The 14,811-nt window shown below is 65.8% G+C and carries 19 protein-coding genes; 11 read left to right on the top strand and 8 right to left on the bottom strand.

The window, feature by feature from the left end:
* Window positions 1-40: 40 nt before the first annotated feature.
* Together EH209_RS00870 and EH209_RS00865 are read left to right on the top strand one after the other, a co-directional pair.
* Window positions 41-1,081 (top strand): hypothetical protein, encoded by a 1,041-nt coding sequence (locus tag EH209_RS00870; protein ID WP_126661116.1) that lies wholly within the window; start codon window positions 41-43, stop codon window positions 1,079-1,081.
* Between the two features lie 310 nt (window positions 1,082-1,391).
* Window positions 1,392-2,414 (top strand): DMT family transporter, encoded by a 1,023-nt coding sequence (locus tag EH209_RS00865; RefSeq protein WP_126661115.1) that lies wholly within the window; start codon window positions 1,392-1,394, stop codon window positions 2,412-2,414.
* 24 nt (window positions 2,415-2,438) lie between these two features.
* Here EH209_RS00865 and EH209_RS00860 read toward each other — a convergent pair whose 3' ends face one another.
* The 5 genes from EH209_RS00860 to EH209_RS00840 form a co-directional block, all read right to left on the bottom strand.
* Window positions 2,439-3,287, bottom strand: coding sequence for an alpha/beta fold hydrolase (locus tag EH209_RS00860; RefSeq protein WP_126661114.1), 849 nt, complete (start codon window positions 3,285-3,287; stop codon window positions 2,439-2,441).
* 181 nt (window positions 3,288-3,468) lie between these two features.
* On the bottom strand, window positions 3,469-3,675 hold the full coding sequence (locus EH209_RS25005; protein WP_126661113.1) for an HVO_0649 family zinc finger protein: 207 nt from the start codon (window positions 3,673-3,675) through the stop codon (window positions 3,469-3,471).
* 80 nt (window positions 3,676-3,755) lie between these two features.
* Window positions 3,756-4,682 (bottom strand): VOC family protein, encoded by a 927-nt coding sequence (locus tag EH209_RS00850; protein WP_126661112.1) that lies wholly within the window; start codon window positions 4,680-4,682, stop codon window positions 3,756-3,758.
* Between the two features lie 86 nt (window positions 4,683-4,768).
* Window positions 4,769-5,221: a response regulator gene (locus tag EH209_RS00845; protein ID WP_204747566.1), complete on the bottom strand. Its 453-nt coding sequence runs from the start codon at window positions 5,219-5,221 to the stop codon at window positions 4,769-4,771.
* A gap of 284 nt (window positions 5,222-5,505) precedes the next feature.
* Window positions 5,506-7,092 carry a DUF790 family protein gene (locus EH209_RS00840; protein WP_126661111.1) on the bottom strand — a complete coding sequence of 529 codons (1,587 nt, stop codon included), beginning with the start codon at window positions 7,090-7,092 and terminating at the stop codon, window positions 5,506-5,508.
* A gap of 111 nt (window positions 7,093-7,203) precedes the next feature.
* Between EH209_RS00840 and EH209_RS00835 the strand changes: the two genes are divergently transcribed.
* A complete protein-coding gene (locus EH209_RS00835; RefSeq protein WP_126661110.1) occupies window positions 7,204-7,776 on the top strand; it encodes a diadenylate cyclase in 573 nt (190 codons plus the stop codon).
* Window positions 7,777-7,833: 57 nt separating this feature from the next.
* Here EH209_RS00835 and EH209_RS00830 read toward each other — a convergent pair whose 3' ends face one another.
* The gene (locus tag EH209_RS00830; protein WP_126661109.1) at window positions 7,834-8,391 is read right to left on the bottom strand and encodes a DUF5806 family protein; all 558 of its coding nucleotides are present in this window, start codon (window positions 8,389-8,391) and stop codon (window positions 7,834-7,836) included.
* A gap of 322 nt (window positions 8,392-8,713) precedes the next feature.
* On the opposite strand from EH209_RS00830, the gene EH209_RS00825 reads away from it, so the two are divergent.
* A complete protein-coding gene (locus EH209_RS00825; RefSeq protein WP_126661108.1) occupies window positions 8,714-8,965 on the top strand; it encodes a ribbon-helix-helix domain-containing protein in 252 nt (83 codons plus the stop codon).
* A gap of 73 nt (window positions 8,966-9,038) precedes the next feature.
* Here the strand turns inward: EH209_RS00825 and EH209_RS00820 are convergent, their stop codons facing one another.
* Window positions 9,039-9,410, bottom strand: a complete 372-nt coding sequence (locus tag EH209_RS00820; protein ID WP_126661107.1) for an SPW repeat domain-containing protein — start codon at window positions 9,408-9,410, stop codon at window positions 9,039-9,041.
* Window positions 9,411-9,482: 72 nt separating this feature from the next.
* Window positions 9,483-9,836 (bottom strand): four-helix bundle copper-binding protein, encoded by a 354-nt coding sequence (locus EH209_RS00815; protein WP_126661106.1) that lies wholly within the window; start codon window positions 9,834-9,836, stop codon window positions 9,483-9,485.
* 276 nt (window positions 9,837-10,112) lie between these two features.
* On the opposite strand from EH209_RS00815, the gene EH209_RS00810 reads away from it, so the two are divergent.
* From EH209_RS00810 to EH209_RS00790, 7 genes are all read left to right on the top strand, one after another.
* On the top strand, window positions 10,113-10,430 hold the full coding sequence (locus tag EH209_RS00810; protein ID WP_126661105.1) for a hypothetical protein: 318 nt from the start codon (window positions 10,113-10,115) through the stop codon (window positions 10,428-10,430).
* Window positions 10,418-10,999, top strand: a complete 582-nt coding sequence (locus tag EH209_RS00805) for an ArsR family transcriptional regulator (protein ID WP_126661104.1) — start codon at window positions 10,418-10,420, stop codon at window positions 10,997-10,999. Before EH209_RS00810 ends, EH209_RS00805 begins: the two co-directional genes overlap by 13 nt.
* Window positions 11,000-11,154: 155 nt before the next feature.
* Window positions 11,155-11,307 carry a hypothetical protein gene (locus EH209_RS24355; protein ID WP_211338308.1) on the top strand — a complete coding sequence of 51 codons (153 nt, stop codon included), beginning with the start codon at window positions 11,155-11,157 and terminating at the stop codon, window positions 11,305-11,307.
* A gap of 12 nt (window positions 11,308-11,319) precedes the next feature.
* Window positions 11,320-11,451 carry a hypothetical protein gene (locus tag EH209_RS24890; protein WP_282957078.1) on the top strand — a complete coding sequence of 44 codons (132 nt, stop codon included), beginning with the start codon at window positions 11,320-11,322 and terminating at the stop codon, window positions 11,449-11,451.
* 174 nt (window positions 11,452-11,625) lie between these two features.
* A complete protein-coding gene (locus EH209_RS00795; RefSeq protein ID WP_126661103.1) occupies window positions 11,626-12,501 on the top strand; it encodes a DUF106 domain-containing protein in 876 nt (291 codons plus the stop codon).
* Between the two features lie 170 nt (window positions 12,502-12,671).
* Window positions 12,672-12,833 (top strand): hypothetical protein, encoded by a 162-nt coding sequence (locus EH209_RS23815; RefSeq protein WP_164721978.1) that lies wholly within the window; start codon window positions 12,672-12,674, stop codon window positions 12,831-12,833.
* A 640-nt stretch (window positions 12,834-13,473) separates the two neighbouring features.
* Complete coding sequence (locus tag EH209_RS00790) at window positions 13,474-14,808, top strand: permease (RefSeq protein ID WP_126661102.1); 1,335 nt, start codon at window positions 13,474-13,476, stop codon at window positions 14,806-14,808.
* The last annotated feature ends 3 nt before the right edge of the window (window positions 14,809-14,811 follow it).

The raw sequence follows: 14,811 nt of genomic DNA, 5'->3' as shown, positions 1-14,811 counted from the left end.
TCCATCTAGCTACTAAGTGAGCGGTGCTGGTAGCGCCCGTATGAGCGACGAAGACGCCCCGACGGCGTCCCAGCCCGACGCCGGGCTCGCCGAGCGCCTCGAGGCCGGCGAACTCGTTCGCTGGATCTACCTCTACGGCGATCGGCGCCGCCTGTCAGCGATCCTCCTCGCGGCCGTTTTCGGCGTCTCGTTGCTGCTCATTCGGGCCGGACTGATCACGCCCGCCGAGGCGGGCGACGTGACGACGCTCTCGGGCGCGCTGATCGGCGGGATGCTCCCCTTCATCACCGTCGTCCTCGCGATCAACCAGCTGATCCTCTCCGAGGAGTTCGGCTCGACGGGCGCGTTCTTCAGGCGCCTAGAGGAGACCGATGACTATCGCCGCCGCATCGAGGATCACACCGGCTACCGACCGTCGCCGGCCGAGCCGTCGGAGTTCCTCCGCATCCTCATCGAGGCCAAGCGACGGACGGCGCTGGGATTGCAGACGATCTGTCGCGACGGGCCGGACGACGTCCGGACGCGGGTCGACTCGTTCGTTTCCCAGACCGATCCGCAGGATCGGGACGCCATCGAAACGCTCGCCGACGTCAGGTTCGGGTCGTTCGACGTCATCTCCGTGATCCTCCACTACAACGATCCGTGGCAGCTCCAGCTCGTCCGCCAGCTTCGGGAGACCCATCGGTCGGAGCTCTCGGAGGCCGCCGACGGGCAGTTAGAGCGACTCGAGGAACTGCTGGGGGACATTCACATCGCCCGACAGTACTTCAAGAGCGTCTACATGCAACAGGAACTGGCCGATCTCTCGAAGATTCTGCTCTACGTCGGCTTCCCGACGCTGCTCGGCGGCGCGTTCGTCATCATCGCGTACGGAAATCTGCTGGCGCTCGGCCTTCACCCGTACGTGTACGTCCTCGTCGTGAGCGCGACGATCACGGCCCTGTTCAGCCCCTTCGTCGTCCTGTTGCTCTACGTACTCCGAATCGCGACTATCGCCCGGCGCACGGCGGCGGACTTCGGGCCGTTCGTCCTGCAGCAGGAACTCCCCGAGGAGGAGACCGAGACACTCGAGTTCTCGTGACGCCAGCCGACGTCGCGACCGCTCGCGCAACGGTCCTCCGAGAGGTATCCGAATCATCGGCGGCGAGCCCACTCGGCACTACAGTTGTCGCCGTTGATCGGTCACGGTCGTTCGGTCGGAGCCGACACGCCGTCGGCAGTCCGCGGTGCAGCTTAGCTTCGATACCCTCGGTCGTTTTGATCTATCAATGATTATCATGGCGTTCGAACACCGCGTTGGTTGTTAACATATATCGGCGAATACTGTGGTTTCAGACCCTATATCGAGAGATTAGCAACATACAAGTGTCCAGAAACCGTTTCGATATGAAATGACTGAAAAGGGATATCTAACGCTCTTCGTTCTCCTCGCTATCGCTTGGGGGACCGCCTTCGCGGCGATCGAGGTCGGGCTGGCGACGCTGCCGCCGATCCTCTTTGCGGCCTTCCGGCTCGACGTCGCGGCACTATTGTTTGCCGGCGCCATCGTCGGCCTCGGACGGGAGTGGCGACCCCGGACGCGCACCGACTGGATAACGATCGGCGTCGCGGGCGGGCTGATGGTCGGCGCTCATTACGGGCTGTTGTTCATCGGTCAGTCGTACGTCTCGAGCGCCGTCGCCGCGATCGTCCTGAGTCTGACGCCGATCGCGACGCCGCCGCTCGCACTCGCACTCCTCCCGCAGGAACGGCTCCGTGCACCCGCCGTCGTCGGCCTCTTCGTCGGGCTCGCCGGCGTCGTCGTGATCGCGCTTTCGGGCGGCTCGCTCGGCGGACAGGCGATCGGCGTCGGCCTGCTGTTCGGTTCGGCGTTCGCCTTCGCGGTGGGCTCGGTACTGACCGAACGATTGCAGCGAACGCTGCCGGTACTGTCGTTGCAGACGTGGGCGATGGCTCTCGGCGCGGGGATCCTGCACGGCGTGAGCTACGCTCACCCGGGCGAAACCGTCCCCTCGCTGGCTGCGTGGACGACCGCGACGGTCGCCGCGCTCGCGTACCTGGGGATCGTCGCCACTGCGGGCGGGTTCCTCGCGTACTTCCTCCTGCTCGACCGCATCGGCGCGAGCCAGCTCAGCCTCGTCAATTACGCGTCGCCCGTCGTCGCCGCTCTCGTCGGCTGGGCGCTGCTGGGCGAATCGATCACGCTCGCGACGGTCAGCGGGTTCGGGATGATCGTCCTCGGCTTCGCCCTCTGTCAGCTCCCGTCGCTCTGGCGACTGCTGGCGCCGGTCGCCGGCTACAAACCGCGGCGCCGGCCGGCCGCGGACGATTGTGTCGTCGTCGACGGCAACGTCTACGTCCCCGACGACCGCGATACCGGTCGCGCCTCCTGTGCCGCATCCGCCGCGGACTGACGCGTTCGGTCCGAAGACGCGCTCTTACTGCCGCACTCGAGTCGCTGTTTCGCCGCGGAGAAACCGCACGACCCAGTCGTCGAACCCCGCCTTTCGCTCGAGGAAGGCACCGTGACGGGCGCCGGAGAACATCGCGAGTTGGCCGTCCGGGAGCCCCTCGTAGGTCTCGCGGAGGATCCCCTCGGGGAAGAACGGGTCGTCAGTGCCGCCGATGACCAGCGTTCGGGACTCGAGGTCCGCGAGGCGGTCAGTCCCATCGTAGTCGCGGACCGCCTCGAAGGAGATCGGCACGTCTCGCGGATCGGCGGGGTTCGGCGGGTGGACTCGTCCGACCGTCCGGGAGAGCAACGGCACGGCTCGACGCCAGGCGCCCGTGAACATGGCCTCGTAGAGTCGGGCCCGGATCTCGGTCCACTCGCCCTCGAGGGCTAAGCGATGGAGTTCGCGGACGAGCGGCCGGCCGCTCTCCGCGATCCGACAGCCCGAGACGCCGAGGACGAGTCGGTCGACCAGGTCGGGCCGCTCGCGGGCGAGCTCTTGCCCGATCAGCCCGCCCATCGAGAGCCCCAGCACGGACGCCGTTCCGACGTGGTCCGCGAGGACGCGCTCGTAGTCGCGGGCCATCGCGCCGATCGATTGACGGTCCTCGAGTCCGCGTGGGCGGCTGACCAGATAGACGGTGTAGTCGGCGAGAAATCGGCGGAATGTGGCGGCGGTCGTCACCGCGTCGGTGCGGCCGTACGCCCCGTCGAACATCGCGTCGCCGATACCGGGGATCACGAGCAGCGTCTCCGGACCGTGGCCGACGCGGACGTACGGGTACCGGCCGTCGAACTGTCCGGTGTCGAACCGTTGCGTCAGTGTGGCTCCCATCCGAATCCTCTCGAGGCGTGATGCACCGTCGACGCGTAAAATAGTTGAACCCGTTCGTGCCGTGGCGCCGCGAGTCGCTTGAAAGCGGGACGTCGAACGTGAACGGAGGCTGTTCTATTGCCGGTACTACCGGCCAGAACGTCAGCCCGCGCTGAGTCTCACCGCTTTAGCAGTGGGTGTCTCAGTTACCGAGATCGAATACGTGTTCGTGACTGGCCTCACAACTCGGGCAGACGTGCCGATACACGATCCGCTGGCCGTCCGTATGGCTCGTCCAGTTTCCCTCCTCGTCCACGTAGCCACACTCCGAACATCGCTTCTCGGTGTTCTCGTAGCGCTCACGTATCCATTCGAAATCTGATCGCCCGTGAGCGCGCCGCGGTACCATACATCAATGTTGTCCTGACAAGCAGATAAATCTGTGCCGCTCTCGAGGTCTCGTTCGGATACCGAACCCGCGCTATACTGTTACGGGGACAACTCCGGCAACCTGTCCTCGATCTCCTCGCGTCGGTCCTCGAGCCACTCGGGGAGGACGAGCCGGTCGCCGAGCGCCTCGAGTTCTTCGTCGACCGTGTAGCCGGGGGATTTGGTGGCGTACTCGAAGAGCACGGTGCCGTACTCGCGGGCGTAGACCGATTTGAACCACTTACGGTCGATGATCTCGGTGGGTCGTAGCCCGCAGTCGATCAGGAACTGGCGCCAGTCCTCCTGTTCGTCTTCGGCGACCTGGAACGCGACGTGGTGGACGGTGCCGGCGCCGGGGACCCCGCGTCGCGCCTCCGGATCCTCCACGATATCGACGACGAAACCCAGGTCGCCGTCGGCCGTGTAGCGCTTGCGCGTGCCGTCGCGGTCAGTCTGGCGGTAGCCCATCTCCTTCAGCAGGTCGCCGGTCGGATCGGCGCCGGTCAGCGAGAGGGTCACGCCGAAGAAGCCGCGGATCGCGTGGGCGTGGGGAACGGGACTCTCCGGGAGGTTCGCCGGCGGCGCGTCCGCGCGAGCGACCAGCTCCAGCGGCAATCCGTCGGGGTCGGTAAACGGGAGGACGGTGTCGCCGAACCGCTCGCGCGGTTCCCCCGGTTCGGCGCCGGCGTCGGCGAGTCGCTCGCGCCAGTAGTCGAGCGAGCCGTCGGGAACGAGAAACGAGACCGCGCTAGCCTGGCCCGCGCCGACCCGTCCGTCGCGGGCGTCGGTGTAGGGGAAGAAGGTCATGCTCGTTCCCGGCGTTCCCTCGTGGTCGGCGTAGAAGAGGTGGTAGACCGAGACGTCGTCCTGATTGACGCTTCGCTTGACGAGTCGGAGCCCGAGCGCCTCGGTGTAGAACTCGTAGTTTCGCTGTGGATCGCTCGCGATGGCGGTGACGTGGTGGAGGCCGGGAATTGCCGTCGGCATGAACGATCGTACCACTGCGGGCGGGATAACGCTGGGGACGACGCTCGGCTGGCGGTTGTCTCGTCGGTCGGCGCTCGCAGAAGGGACTACGCGGACGCGGGGGGCAACGTCGCCTCGTCGAACCAGAACGCTTCGACGGCCCGGCCGATCTCGGTGAACTCGTCGGGATCGCTCGGCTTGGTAAGGTAGGCGTTCGCACAGAGCTCGTAGCTCCGGGCGATATCCTCGGCCGCCTCGGAACTCGTGAGCACGAGCACCGGCGGCGCGCACACGTCAGGCTCGGTCTTGATTGCCTCGAGGACGTCGAACCCGCTCGTCCGGGGCAGGTTCAGATCGAGGAGGACCAGACTCAGCTCGGTGGCGTCGACGCCGTCCCGCTGATCGCGAAGGAACTCGAGGGCCGCATCACCGTCGTGGGCCGTGTGAAAGGTCGTCGAGACGCCGGCCTCCCGGAACGCTTCCTCGACTAGCCGAACGTCGCCGGGATTATCTTCGACGAGCAAAATCTGTATCGGCTCGGTCTCACGATTGTTGGTCACGGAGATGCACGTTTTTTCGTTGACACCACTCGTGGTTAAGTCTGCGTACTAAAGAAATTGGATCGAACCCTCTTCGGAGTTCGATAGGTGTGAACGCTTCCCGACGATACCGGCCGAAAAAGCGTATGTAACTAAAGATAGTCCTGATTAGTTTCCCTCGGAATCCTAGCAGGTCTCGGGTTAGGGATCCGAGCTATCGATCCGCGAACAGCTCTCGAACTGCCGTTCCGATGCGATCGCGGGTCCCGTTCGTCGGCGTTCGCACCGACGACGCGACGGTCCGACTACCGCTCGACGAGCGTCCCACCGGCCAGCCCCTCCCACTCGACGCGATAACCGAGTTCCGAGAGGATCGCACTCGAGTCGCTGAACCCGGCCGCTTCGAGGCTCTCCTCGGCGTCGGAAAGCGCCATCCCGGCCTCGATCTCGTCCGCCAGCGACTCGAGGACGGCCGGCCGGACGAGCGTCCGGCCGACCCGCACGTGGTCCGGAAACGCGATATCGGCCAGCGCGTCCTCGCTGACACCTCGTCGGCCGGCCAGCGCCTCGAGGGAGAGCACGTCCTCGTCGGGGCACAGTTCGTCCGGCAGCGCGGCGGCGCTCTCGGCGACGAGTTGGCGCTCGTACTCCCGGAGGACACCGGCGACGTCCTTCAGCCGGACGCTCCCGGAGTAGGGGATCGCCCGGAAGTCTCGAGCCGCGATCTCCTCGCCAACGCCGAGGGACTTGTCGACGGCGACGATCAGTTCGACGTCCTCGAGGTCCGATAGCTGCGCGAGTTTCTTCTCGACGTACTCGGGCGTCCAGAACCCCATAATTTCGAAGTAGACGCGGAACTCGCCGTGCCCGCCGTCGGCTTCGTCAGTCGAGTCCCTGCGGGCGCTGCCCCCGGGACGGTAATCGAACGCGAAATCGGGGATCATTACCCGCGTTCCCGTCGCGAGCGGTTCGGGTTCGCGCACGAGGTCCCACTCGAGATTCAGGTTCGAGAAGCGCGCGGCGAAGTCGGCCTCGACGCCGCTGTCGAAGGACACCTCGGCGACGGGCTCGGCGTCGGGAACGCGGACGGGATCCGCGTCGGAGAGCCGCAGCGTCCGTTCGGTCCCGCGGTCGTCGATCGTCGCCTCGAGGCGCCACTCGTTGGCCTTCGCGACCGTTCGGAGGAGGCGGGCGAACCGAGTGCCGTACCGGCGAGTCGCCCGGAAGAGGTGGGTCGGCCCGGTGACGACCACCTCACGCTCGGCGACGGCGCTATCGGAGGCGTTACCGCCGTCCTCGTCCTCGAGCCGCCGGATCTCGTACATCAGTCGCAGTCGCTTGATCGCCGAAACGAGCGCCTTCGGATCGCTCGAGCGGACCCGGAGTTCGGTGGCGTCGAAGAGCGCGGTCTGGGCCAGCGAAAGGTTGTACTGGGCCACCAGCTCGTCGGGTTCCCACCGCGCGGCCAGTTCGGCGAGGACCTGTCGCTCCTCGAGGTCGGCGTACAGCGCCCCCGCGACGGTGTCGGTCGAGACGCCGAACGACTCGCTGGCGCGATCGAGGGCCACGGCGCGCTCGTCCTCACTCACGACGCCGACCGCTTCGGCGGCCTCGAAGGCGGCCCGGCGCGCTCGTTCGGGGTCGATCTCGGCGTCGGTCTCGAACGTCGCGTCGCGCTCGAGCAGCGCCGACAGCCCCCTGACGAGCTTGAAGTCGTCCGCGCCGCGCTCGAGTTCGGTCAGGGCCTCCTCGAGTTCCGCGCGGGATTCGCCGACATGGCCCTGGTACGTGCCGATCACGCGGGCGGCGAGTGGACGGTGCTCCCGGTCGGCGAACTGGAGGTGGTAGCCGCCTCCGGCCCGCGAGACACGGAGCAGGTCCTTGGTCAGCATTCGGTCGGTATCGGCGCGGCGCGGCAAAAAGTGGTCCGCTCCCGAACCGCCGGACGGTCGACGGGGCCGTTCAGGCACCGGGGTTACGGCACGCCGGGTTCAAACGCCGGTATGGACGACGAGCTTCGGATCGCCTACGAGACCCACGACGGGGTCCAGAAGCTGATCGACTGTCTCCACCACTCCCTCGAGTCGATCAGCCTGAACTTCGATCGGTGGGACGAGCAGTACGTGAAGGGGCCGGGGATGTACATCGCCGTCGTCACGGGGCCGACAGTCGCGGCCTTCGCGGATCCGATGGGGCGGAACACGTGGCCGACGGACCGCTGTCGCGACGTCTGTCTGGATTTAGAGCGCTTCTACGAGACGGCCCGCGAGGTCGCGATGACGCGGGACGGCGCTCTCGTCGTCAGCGTCGACGGCGTCGTCCAGCACCAGATGGTTCGCTTTACCGATCTGCTGCCCGAGGAACTCGAGACCCTCGACGAGCAGAGAGACGAGTACGAGGAGTGGATGGGATCGCGCCACATGAGCGCGCTGGACACCTCGCGGCGGCCGAACGTGGTCTCGGCGCTGACGCTGAGCGAGGAGACCGGTCGCGTGACGATCTTCGAGGGCGGCTCGTTCGAGACCGACAAGCGGTCGGAACTCGGCGGCGAATGGAATCCGGAGACGTACGCGTGAGTTCGTCTCGAGCAGGTCGCCGGAACGGTTCACACCGATCGCGTTACTGGAGTCGGCTCACTCGGATTCGATCGCGTCCTCCCCAAGTCGCTCGCCGCAGTTCGGACAGCGGTCGTATCGAAGGTCACGGCTCGAGCGGTGGACGGCTTCCATCGCCGCCCTGATCCGTTCTTCCGCGTTCGATTCGTCGGTCGGCGAGAGGGAGGCCCCTTCGACCTCGATCAGGAACCGGGCCACCTCCGTCGCTTCGTAGACGATGTCGTCGACCTCGTCGGCCGTGAAGAAGTCGGCGTAGGCGCCGTAGAGAAACGTCGCGCCCGCTCTGCGAACCTTCTCCTCGAAGGAGCGGCGCGACTGGCAGACGGCCTGGCGCGTGTACTGGTCGTCCATGAAGGGGACGAGATCGGGAAGGTGTTCCCCGACGGTCGTCATCTCGACGCCCGTCCCGGTTCGAAAGTCGGCACAGAGGCGCGCGATCGCCCACTCGCGGGCGGTGAAGGCGACGCGGTCGCGAAGGAACTCGGTGACGCGGTCGTAGTCGGCGCCCTCGAGTCGCTCGAACCGATCGGTCTCGGATGCGTTGCTCTCAGCGGGTGAATGCGTATCTTCGGGCATGGTTGGTTTCTGCGGTTGCCCGCGTCACGTACAGGGGTTCGACGAGGATAACGCTGTCCGTCGGGGGTGGGATCGAGCGATCCGACCCCTCGTACCGACGGCCGATCGGCCGGCGAACCGCGGTGGTTGAAACCAGTACCGTACCGCTTGCTCAGCTCGAACCGGCCAGTTTCACTTTCACCGCGGTACGCGAGTCCTTTTTACCGGCGATCCCCTTCCCAGCACATGGTCCTCACGAAAACGAGCATGGGACACGCAGCAGCGGGTGACGAGCGAACAGCCGACTCGCGAGTCGATCGCGACTCGACCGAGGTGACCGGCAGTGTCGCGTAGTTCATCGCCCGACGGTATCGCGGCCGATCCGAACCATTCCCGCGCGGAGAACGGCCCCACGCTCGAGCGAGTGACGTTCCGAGCCACGGACGAGCAGCTCTCGGCGCTCGAGTCGCTCGTCGACGACGGCGTTTACCACTCCAAGAGCGAAGCCCTCCGAGCCGGCGTCCAACAGCTTCTGGAGCGACACCGAGACGCCGAGACGGACGCGGGAGGTCGGTCCAGTTCGGCCTCGAGGTAGCCCGTCCAGGCGCCGCGATCGGCTGCGAGAACGGATACGGTCGACGATCAGTTCGCCATCGCTCCAACGGGCGCTATTCGACGGGTGTGCGAACGGACCGTTCTCGACCGACCGCCGAAACGTACGCGTCGTAGCTGCCGAAGCTCGCAACGACGGTTCCCGCGATGACGTCGTTCCACAGCGGCAGTCCCTCGAAGCCGAGGACGAACGGGGCGAGAAGGAGCCAGAGCCCGAGAGTCGCGACGAGCCCCGCACCGGTCGCGCTCGCGGGATGGCGTCCGGTGGTCCCGACGCGGTTGTAACCGACGACGAGCAGTACGACTGCGCCGACGACGACGTCGTTCCAGCGACCGATCGCCGGCGCACCGAGGACGAACGGCGCCGCGATCAGCCAGCAGCCGAGTATCCCGTTTCCGCTGGCGGTCAGTTTTGCGGTCGCGTACATGAATCCGAGTTCGTGGCTCGATGAACGGCGGTCGGCGCTCGCAGCTCCCGATTGAGACCGTGGCCGTCCCGATCAGGCCGTCGCCATGTTTCGGCAGGTCTCCGCGCAGTCGCGGAGGGCGTCCGCACAGACCTGACAGTGGTCGTCGTCATGGCGTTCGCACTCCTCGGCGCACTCCTCGCAGGCGCCGGCGCAGGCTTCGGCGAGCTCCGCGCTGTAGTTCGAGTTCCGAGCCATGAACCGGGCGTGCATCGTCGTCAGGTCGGCGACGTCGCGACAGAGTCGGAGACAGTCGGCCATCTCCTCGCCCTCGCCGGCGCACTCGTCGGCACACCACTCGCACGCTTGGGCGGCTTCGAAGCAGTTGTCGATACACTCCTGCATCTCCTCGTTCTCGCTGACGTGGTCGATTTGAGTCAGTGCCATTGCGATCGAACGGTCGCCGGCGACCGGCTTTGTTATCCACAGGCCACCGCGATCCGACCGAACGGTGAGGCGCGATACTCGCGGTGGGAACCGAGGGATAGCCGATCGGTGAGGGGCGGTTCACGGACGATTACTAGGGCTCTAATGACGGATTCGACGGGACCACTGCGCTGCTTCTGGCCGTTATCGCCCAGCGTCGGGGTCTCCCTACCCGGTCAACACACCGATGAAATACCATGCCGCAGCTTAACGACTACCGAAACTGAAGTCCGCGGTGTGATCCGTTCCGTCCACCTTCTCGGCATTCCGTTCGCGATCATCGCCGGCACCGGCGCCGGGGTGTTCGCGCTCCTGTCCTGGGGCATCTTTCGAGACTCGCCCTTCGGTACGGCGATCGCGCTCCTCTCGGTCGGGATGGCCGCGCTGACGATCTACCACACGATGTTGCTCGTCGTCGAGCCGGCGTCGCCGGTTCTGGACGTTCTCCGGAGCGCGGCGAACACGATCGTCGCGATCTTCATCGGCCTGCTGATACTCCGCCACCGACAGCTCCGCCGCGAGCGATCGGGAGGTGAGGCCGCGTGGACGGACTGACCCCCGTCATCGGCTACAACCTGGCGATCGGCGTCGTCGTCGCCCTCGAGCTCCTGTTCCTCCTCTCGCTCGAGGAGTCGGTGACGGCGTACCGTCGGTTCGTCCTCGTCACCGTCGCCGGACTGGTGCTGGCCGTGATCGGCGGCCCGATCGTCGAGTTGGTCGCGCCGCAACTGGTCCACTGGGTTCACGGCGCGGCCGCGTTGCTGGTCGTCTACGGTCTCTACGATCCCGTGACGAACGACGTGCGGACGACGGAGTGGGAGCGCGTGCTATTGAGCGAACCGTCGCAGCTCCGGCGGCCGGCCGAGTGGATGACGCCGATGGACGACGAGATCCTCGGTGCGCTTCACGGCACGGACCTCGTGTTGACGCCGGCGGTCGTCGCCTTCAACACCGGGTTCAGCCGGAAGGAAGTGAACCGGCGCCTAATCGAACTCGCGGACCACGGATTCGTCGAAAAGGTCGAACGGGGCAAGTATCGGCTGACGCGGCGCGGCGAGCGGTATCTCCGGGGACAACTTCGGGCGACCGCGTCGGCGGACGCCGAAACCGGGGTTCGGGGTTGAGTCGTCCGCCAGACACCGGTTCGGCGTTGAGCCGCCCGGCAAGCAACGCGCCGCCTATCCCGAAACTCACTCCCGATCAATCGCGGTCACTCGCGACGTTCCGCGAGCGCCCGCGCACCGTATCCGAGCGAGGCGACGGGATCGGACGGTTCGTCGTGTTCGTAGAGCAGCCACTCGGCACCGGCATCGCGGGCGGCCGCCGCGCACGCGTCGGTATCGACCTCGCCATCACCGAGTTCGACTGGACGGCCGTCGGCCACGTCCTTGAGGAGGACCAGCGGGCTCCGACTCTCGAGTCGCTCGAGTAACGCGGTCGGATCGTGACCGGCCGCGGCCGCCCAGCCGACGTCGAGTTCGATCAGCAGGGAGTCGTCGGTCTCGTCGAGCAGGAATTCGAACGCGCACCGATCGTCGCCCTCGAGCGGAGCGAACTCGTGGTCGTGGTTGTGTGATGTATCACGCGGGGGAAGAACATCATCGTTCGCCGTCGGCTGTGTACTCGGAGAGTAACGGCGGTATCGGACGCTCGTTCGACCGGCTGAACGGATGTCGCTTCTCGTTGGCGTTTCCTGCCAATTGAGGGAGAAGAATTGATGAATTCGCAGGAAAAGAGTGTCCGGTAACGAATGCCCACGGAACAGCTGGAGATGCTCCTCACCGACCCCTCGATGCAGGAGGCCATCTCGGTGATTCTGGAACGGTCTAACGACGGCAGGGAGGAACTCGAGTGGAGCGACGTCAGCGATGCGCTCTCGAGTGCGCAGTGGGGCCGACTCATCGAACAGGAGGTACTCGTCAGCGCCGGCGCCGGGTTCACGGTCGCCGAACCCGAGGGGGTTCGTGCCCGACTCGAAACGGACGACCGACGCCCGAGTTCGAACCGCGAGACGATCGAACCGTACCGCTGGTTGGCACTGGATAAGGCCGCGGGAGCGACCGCAGTCGCGTTGTTTGCGGGGTACTGGAGCCCGCAGCTCCGAGACGTCGTCGCGTCGACCGAAAGCGTCGTTCTCGGACCGATTACCGAGATCATTCCCTTCTACGGGATCATCGTGCTGCTCTCGATCGCCACGGGCCTCTATTCGACCGTGTTGCAGTCTCGGCTGACCGACCACGAGAAGATCCAACAGTACACCCAGCGGATGGAGGCGTTACAGAACCGAAAGCAAGCGGCCGAAGAACGTGGCGACGACGAGGCTCTCGAGCAGATCCGACAGGAACAACGGGAGGCCGCCGGCGATCAACTCGGGCTGTTGAAGGTCAAGTTCCGCCCGACGGTGTGGGTGATGCTGGTGACGATTCCCGTGTTCCTCTGGCTCCGCTGGAAGGTCAACGGCGGCCATCTCGGCGCCGGCCAGATGGGGTTAGTCGTCCCATTAGCGGGTCACGTCACTTGGCAGCAGTCCCTCGTCGGACCGATGTCGACGTGGATCGTCTGGTACTTCCTCTGTTCGATGGCGTCACGCCAGATCATCCAGAAAACGCTCGGTATCCAGCGGTGAGCGACGGACGAGTTCGAAACCGCTCGCGCCGTTTCGGCCGAAACCGAGCGATAAAGACGGATTGATGCCGTATCGCTCGAGCGGCTCCGTCGGCGTGTCGTCCGAAACGGATGAGGGACGAGCGTATGCATGCTATATCGATTTGTCTCGGACGGACGGAGAGTAAGCAAATGCCATACGAACCGCCGGTCGAGTGTCCGCTCTGTCAGGAAACGCTGGAACTGGACCAGACGCTCGAGATGCACCTCATCGGCTCCCACACCCAGCGCGAGGTCGCCCGCTATCTCGCCTCCCACCACGAACGAGTACAGCCCCGCTCGGTTTCGGACTGAACGTATTCTCCGTCCTCTCTGACCGTCGATCACGGCGCCGTCTCGCGATCCATCCCTCGCCGGTGTTCTCGGCGACGACTGCCGGCGACCCCGGATTGCCGACGTCGCGCCAGCCGAGGGCTCACAGCACGTCGATCACGTCGATGTTGGCGCCCGAGGCGCCGTCGACGGTCGGGTCGCTCGTCGGATAGTCGGCCCGCTCCGGCGGGAGCGGGGCCAGGGGTCGCGCTCGAGTCAGTCGCTAACCAGAGCGACGGCGTCGGTGACAGCGTCCGTCGATCGGATGCTCGAGGGACGCGCGGATCGCTGGTCTGGCTGCTCGAGGGGATCGTCGCTGGTGACCGGCTCGGTCGGGCACACATCCACAGACTTTGCCCAGAAAAGAATCGGTGGCCGGTCGCTTTGCATACCGGACCAGCTATCAGGCTGACTGAAAGACGGTGGCCCTGAGAGTGACGGTCCCCGCCTCGCGCTCGAGCGAGAGGCGCGACGGTTCGGCTTCGACGGGAAATCGCCCGCGAGCCGGCGGTACCGATCGACGCCCGAACGAGAACCGGTTATCGAACCAAAGCGGAACCGGTGTTCGATCCGCGATTCGTTAGTCCGAACCCCGTTAAATACGCATCGCCTAGGGATGAACATGGATCGAGAGGAGTACCCGATCTTGATGCTCGTCGCGATCGCGGTGATCGGCATCGGCATCGTCACGACGTCGAAACCGCTCGCGCAGTTCTTTGTCGCGGGAACGCGCGAGTTCGTCTCGACGACGGTCGCCATGGCGTGGATCACGTGGTGGGCGCTGGTCATCGGCTTCGCCATCGCCGGCGGCGTGGAGGCCTGGACGTCGACGGAGGCCGTCTCGGACCTGCTCGAGGGTCACGGCCCGCGCGAGATCGGCTACGGGTCGCTGTTCGGCTTCGTCTCCTCGTCGTGTTCCTACAGCGCCATCGCCACCGCGAAGAACCTCTTCAAGAAGGGGGCGTCAGCGGCGGCGTCGCTTGGTGCGTTCATGTTCGCGTCGACGAACCTCGTCATCGAGATCGGCGCGGTCATCGTGCTCCTGCTCGGGTGGCAGTTCCTGGCCGCTGACGTCATCGGCGGCTTCCTGCTCATCGGGCTGATGGCGCTCGGGTTCATCTACGTCGTCCCCGACGGTATCATCGAGCGGGCGCGCGAGAACGTCCGCGAAGAGGGCGAGCCGACCGCGCAGGACCCGGTCTGCGGGATGGAAGTGAATCCCGAGGAGACCGACTACTCCACCGAGGTAGACGGCGAGACCTACTACTTCTGCTCGCAGTCGTGCATGGAGAGCTTCGATCCCGACGAAGCGAACACGACGATCCGCGAGCAGGCCACCTCGCTCTCGGGCTGGGAAGCGCTAGCTGACAAGCAGTGGAAGGAGTGGGGGATGCTCTGGGACGAGATCGCTATCGGGTTCGTCTTCGCCGGCCTCATCGCCGGCTTCATCCCTCGCTCGGTCTGGACCTCGGTCTTCTCGGGACCGATCCTCGGGATGCCGACGTACGTCGTCTGGACGTCCGCACTGGGCGCGATCATCGGCGTCGCCACGTTCGTCTGCTCGGTCGGAAACGTCCCCTTCGCGGCCGTCCTCTTCACGAACGGCCTGCCGTTCGGGAGCGTCCTCGCGTACATCTACGCCGACCTGATCGTCCCGCCGATCGTCGACGCCTACCGGGAGTACTACGGGACGACGTTCGCCGCCGTCCTCTCGGCGATGATCTTCGTCTCTGCGGTCGTCGTCGGCGTCGTCGTCCACTTCCTGTTCGCGGGACTGGGACTGATCCCCCCACGCTCGAGCGCGACCGTCGCGGAGGTCTCGATCGAACTCAACTACAAGATGGTGCTGAACGTCTTCGCTACCGCCGTCTTCGCCATCCTCTACTGGCTCCACCGCTCGAGTCCCTCCGAGAGCGGCGGCGGTGAACAGCCGACCCACGCGCAGATGGGCGACTGACGG

The sequence above is a fragment of the Haloterrigena salifodinae genome, assembly GCF_003977755.1.
Lineage (GTDB): Archaea > Halobacteriota > Halobacteria > Halobacteriales > Natrialbaceae > Haloterrigena > Haloterrigena salifodinae.
Note: the sequence above shows the minus strand (reverse complement) of the source record. Positions and strands in the feature narration are given on the sequence as shown.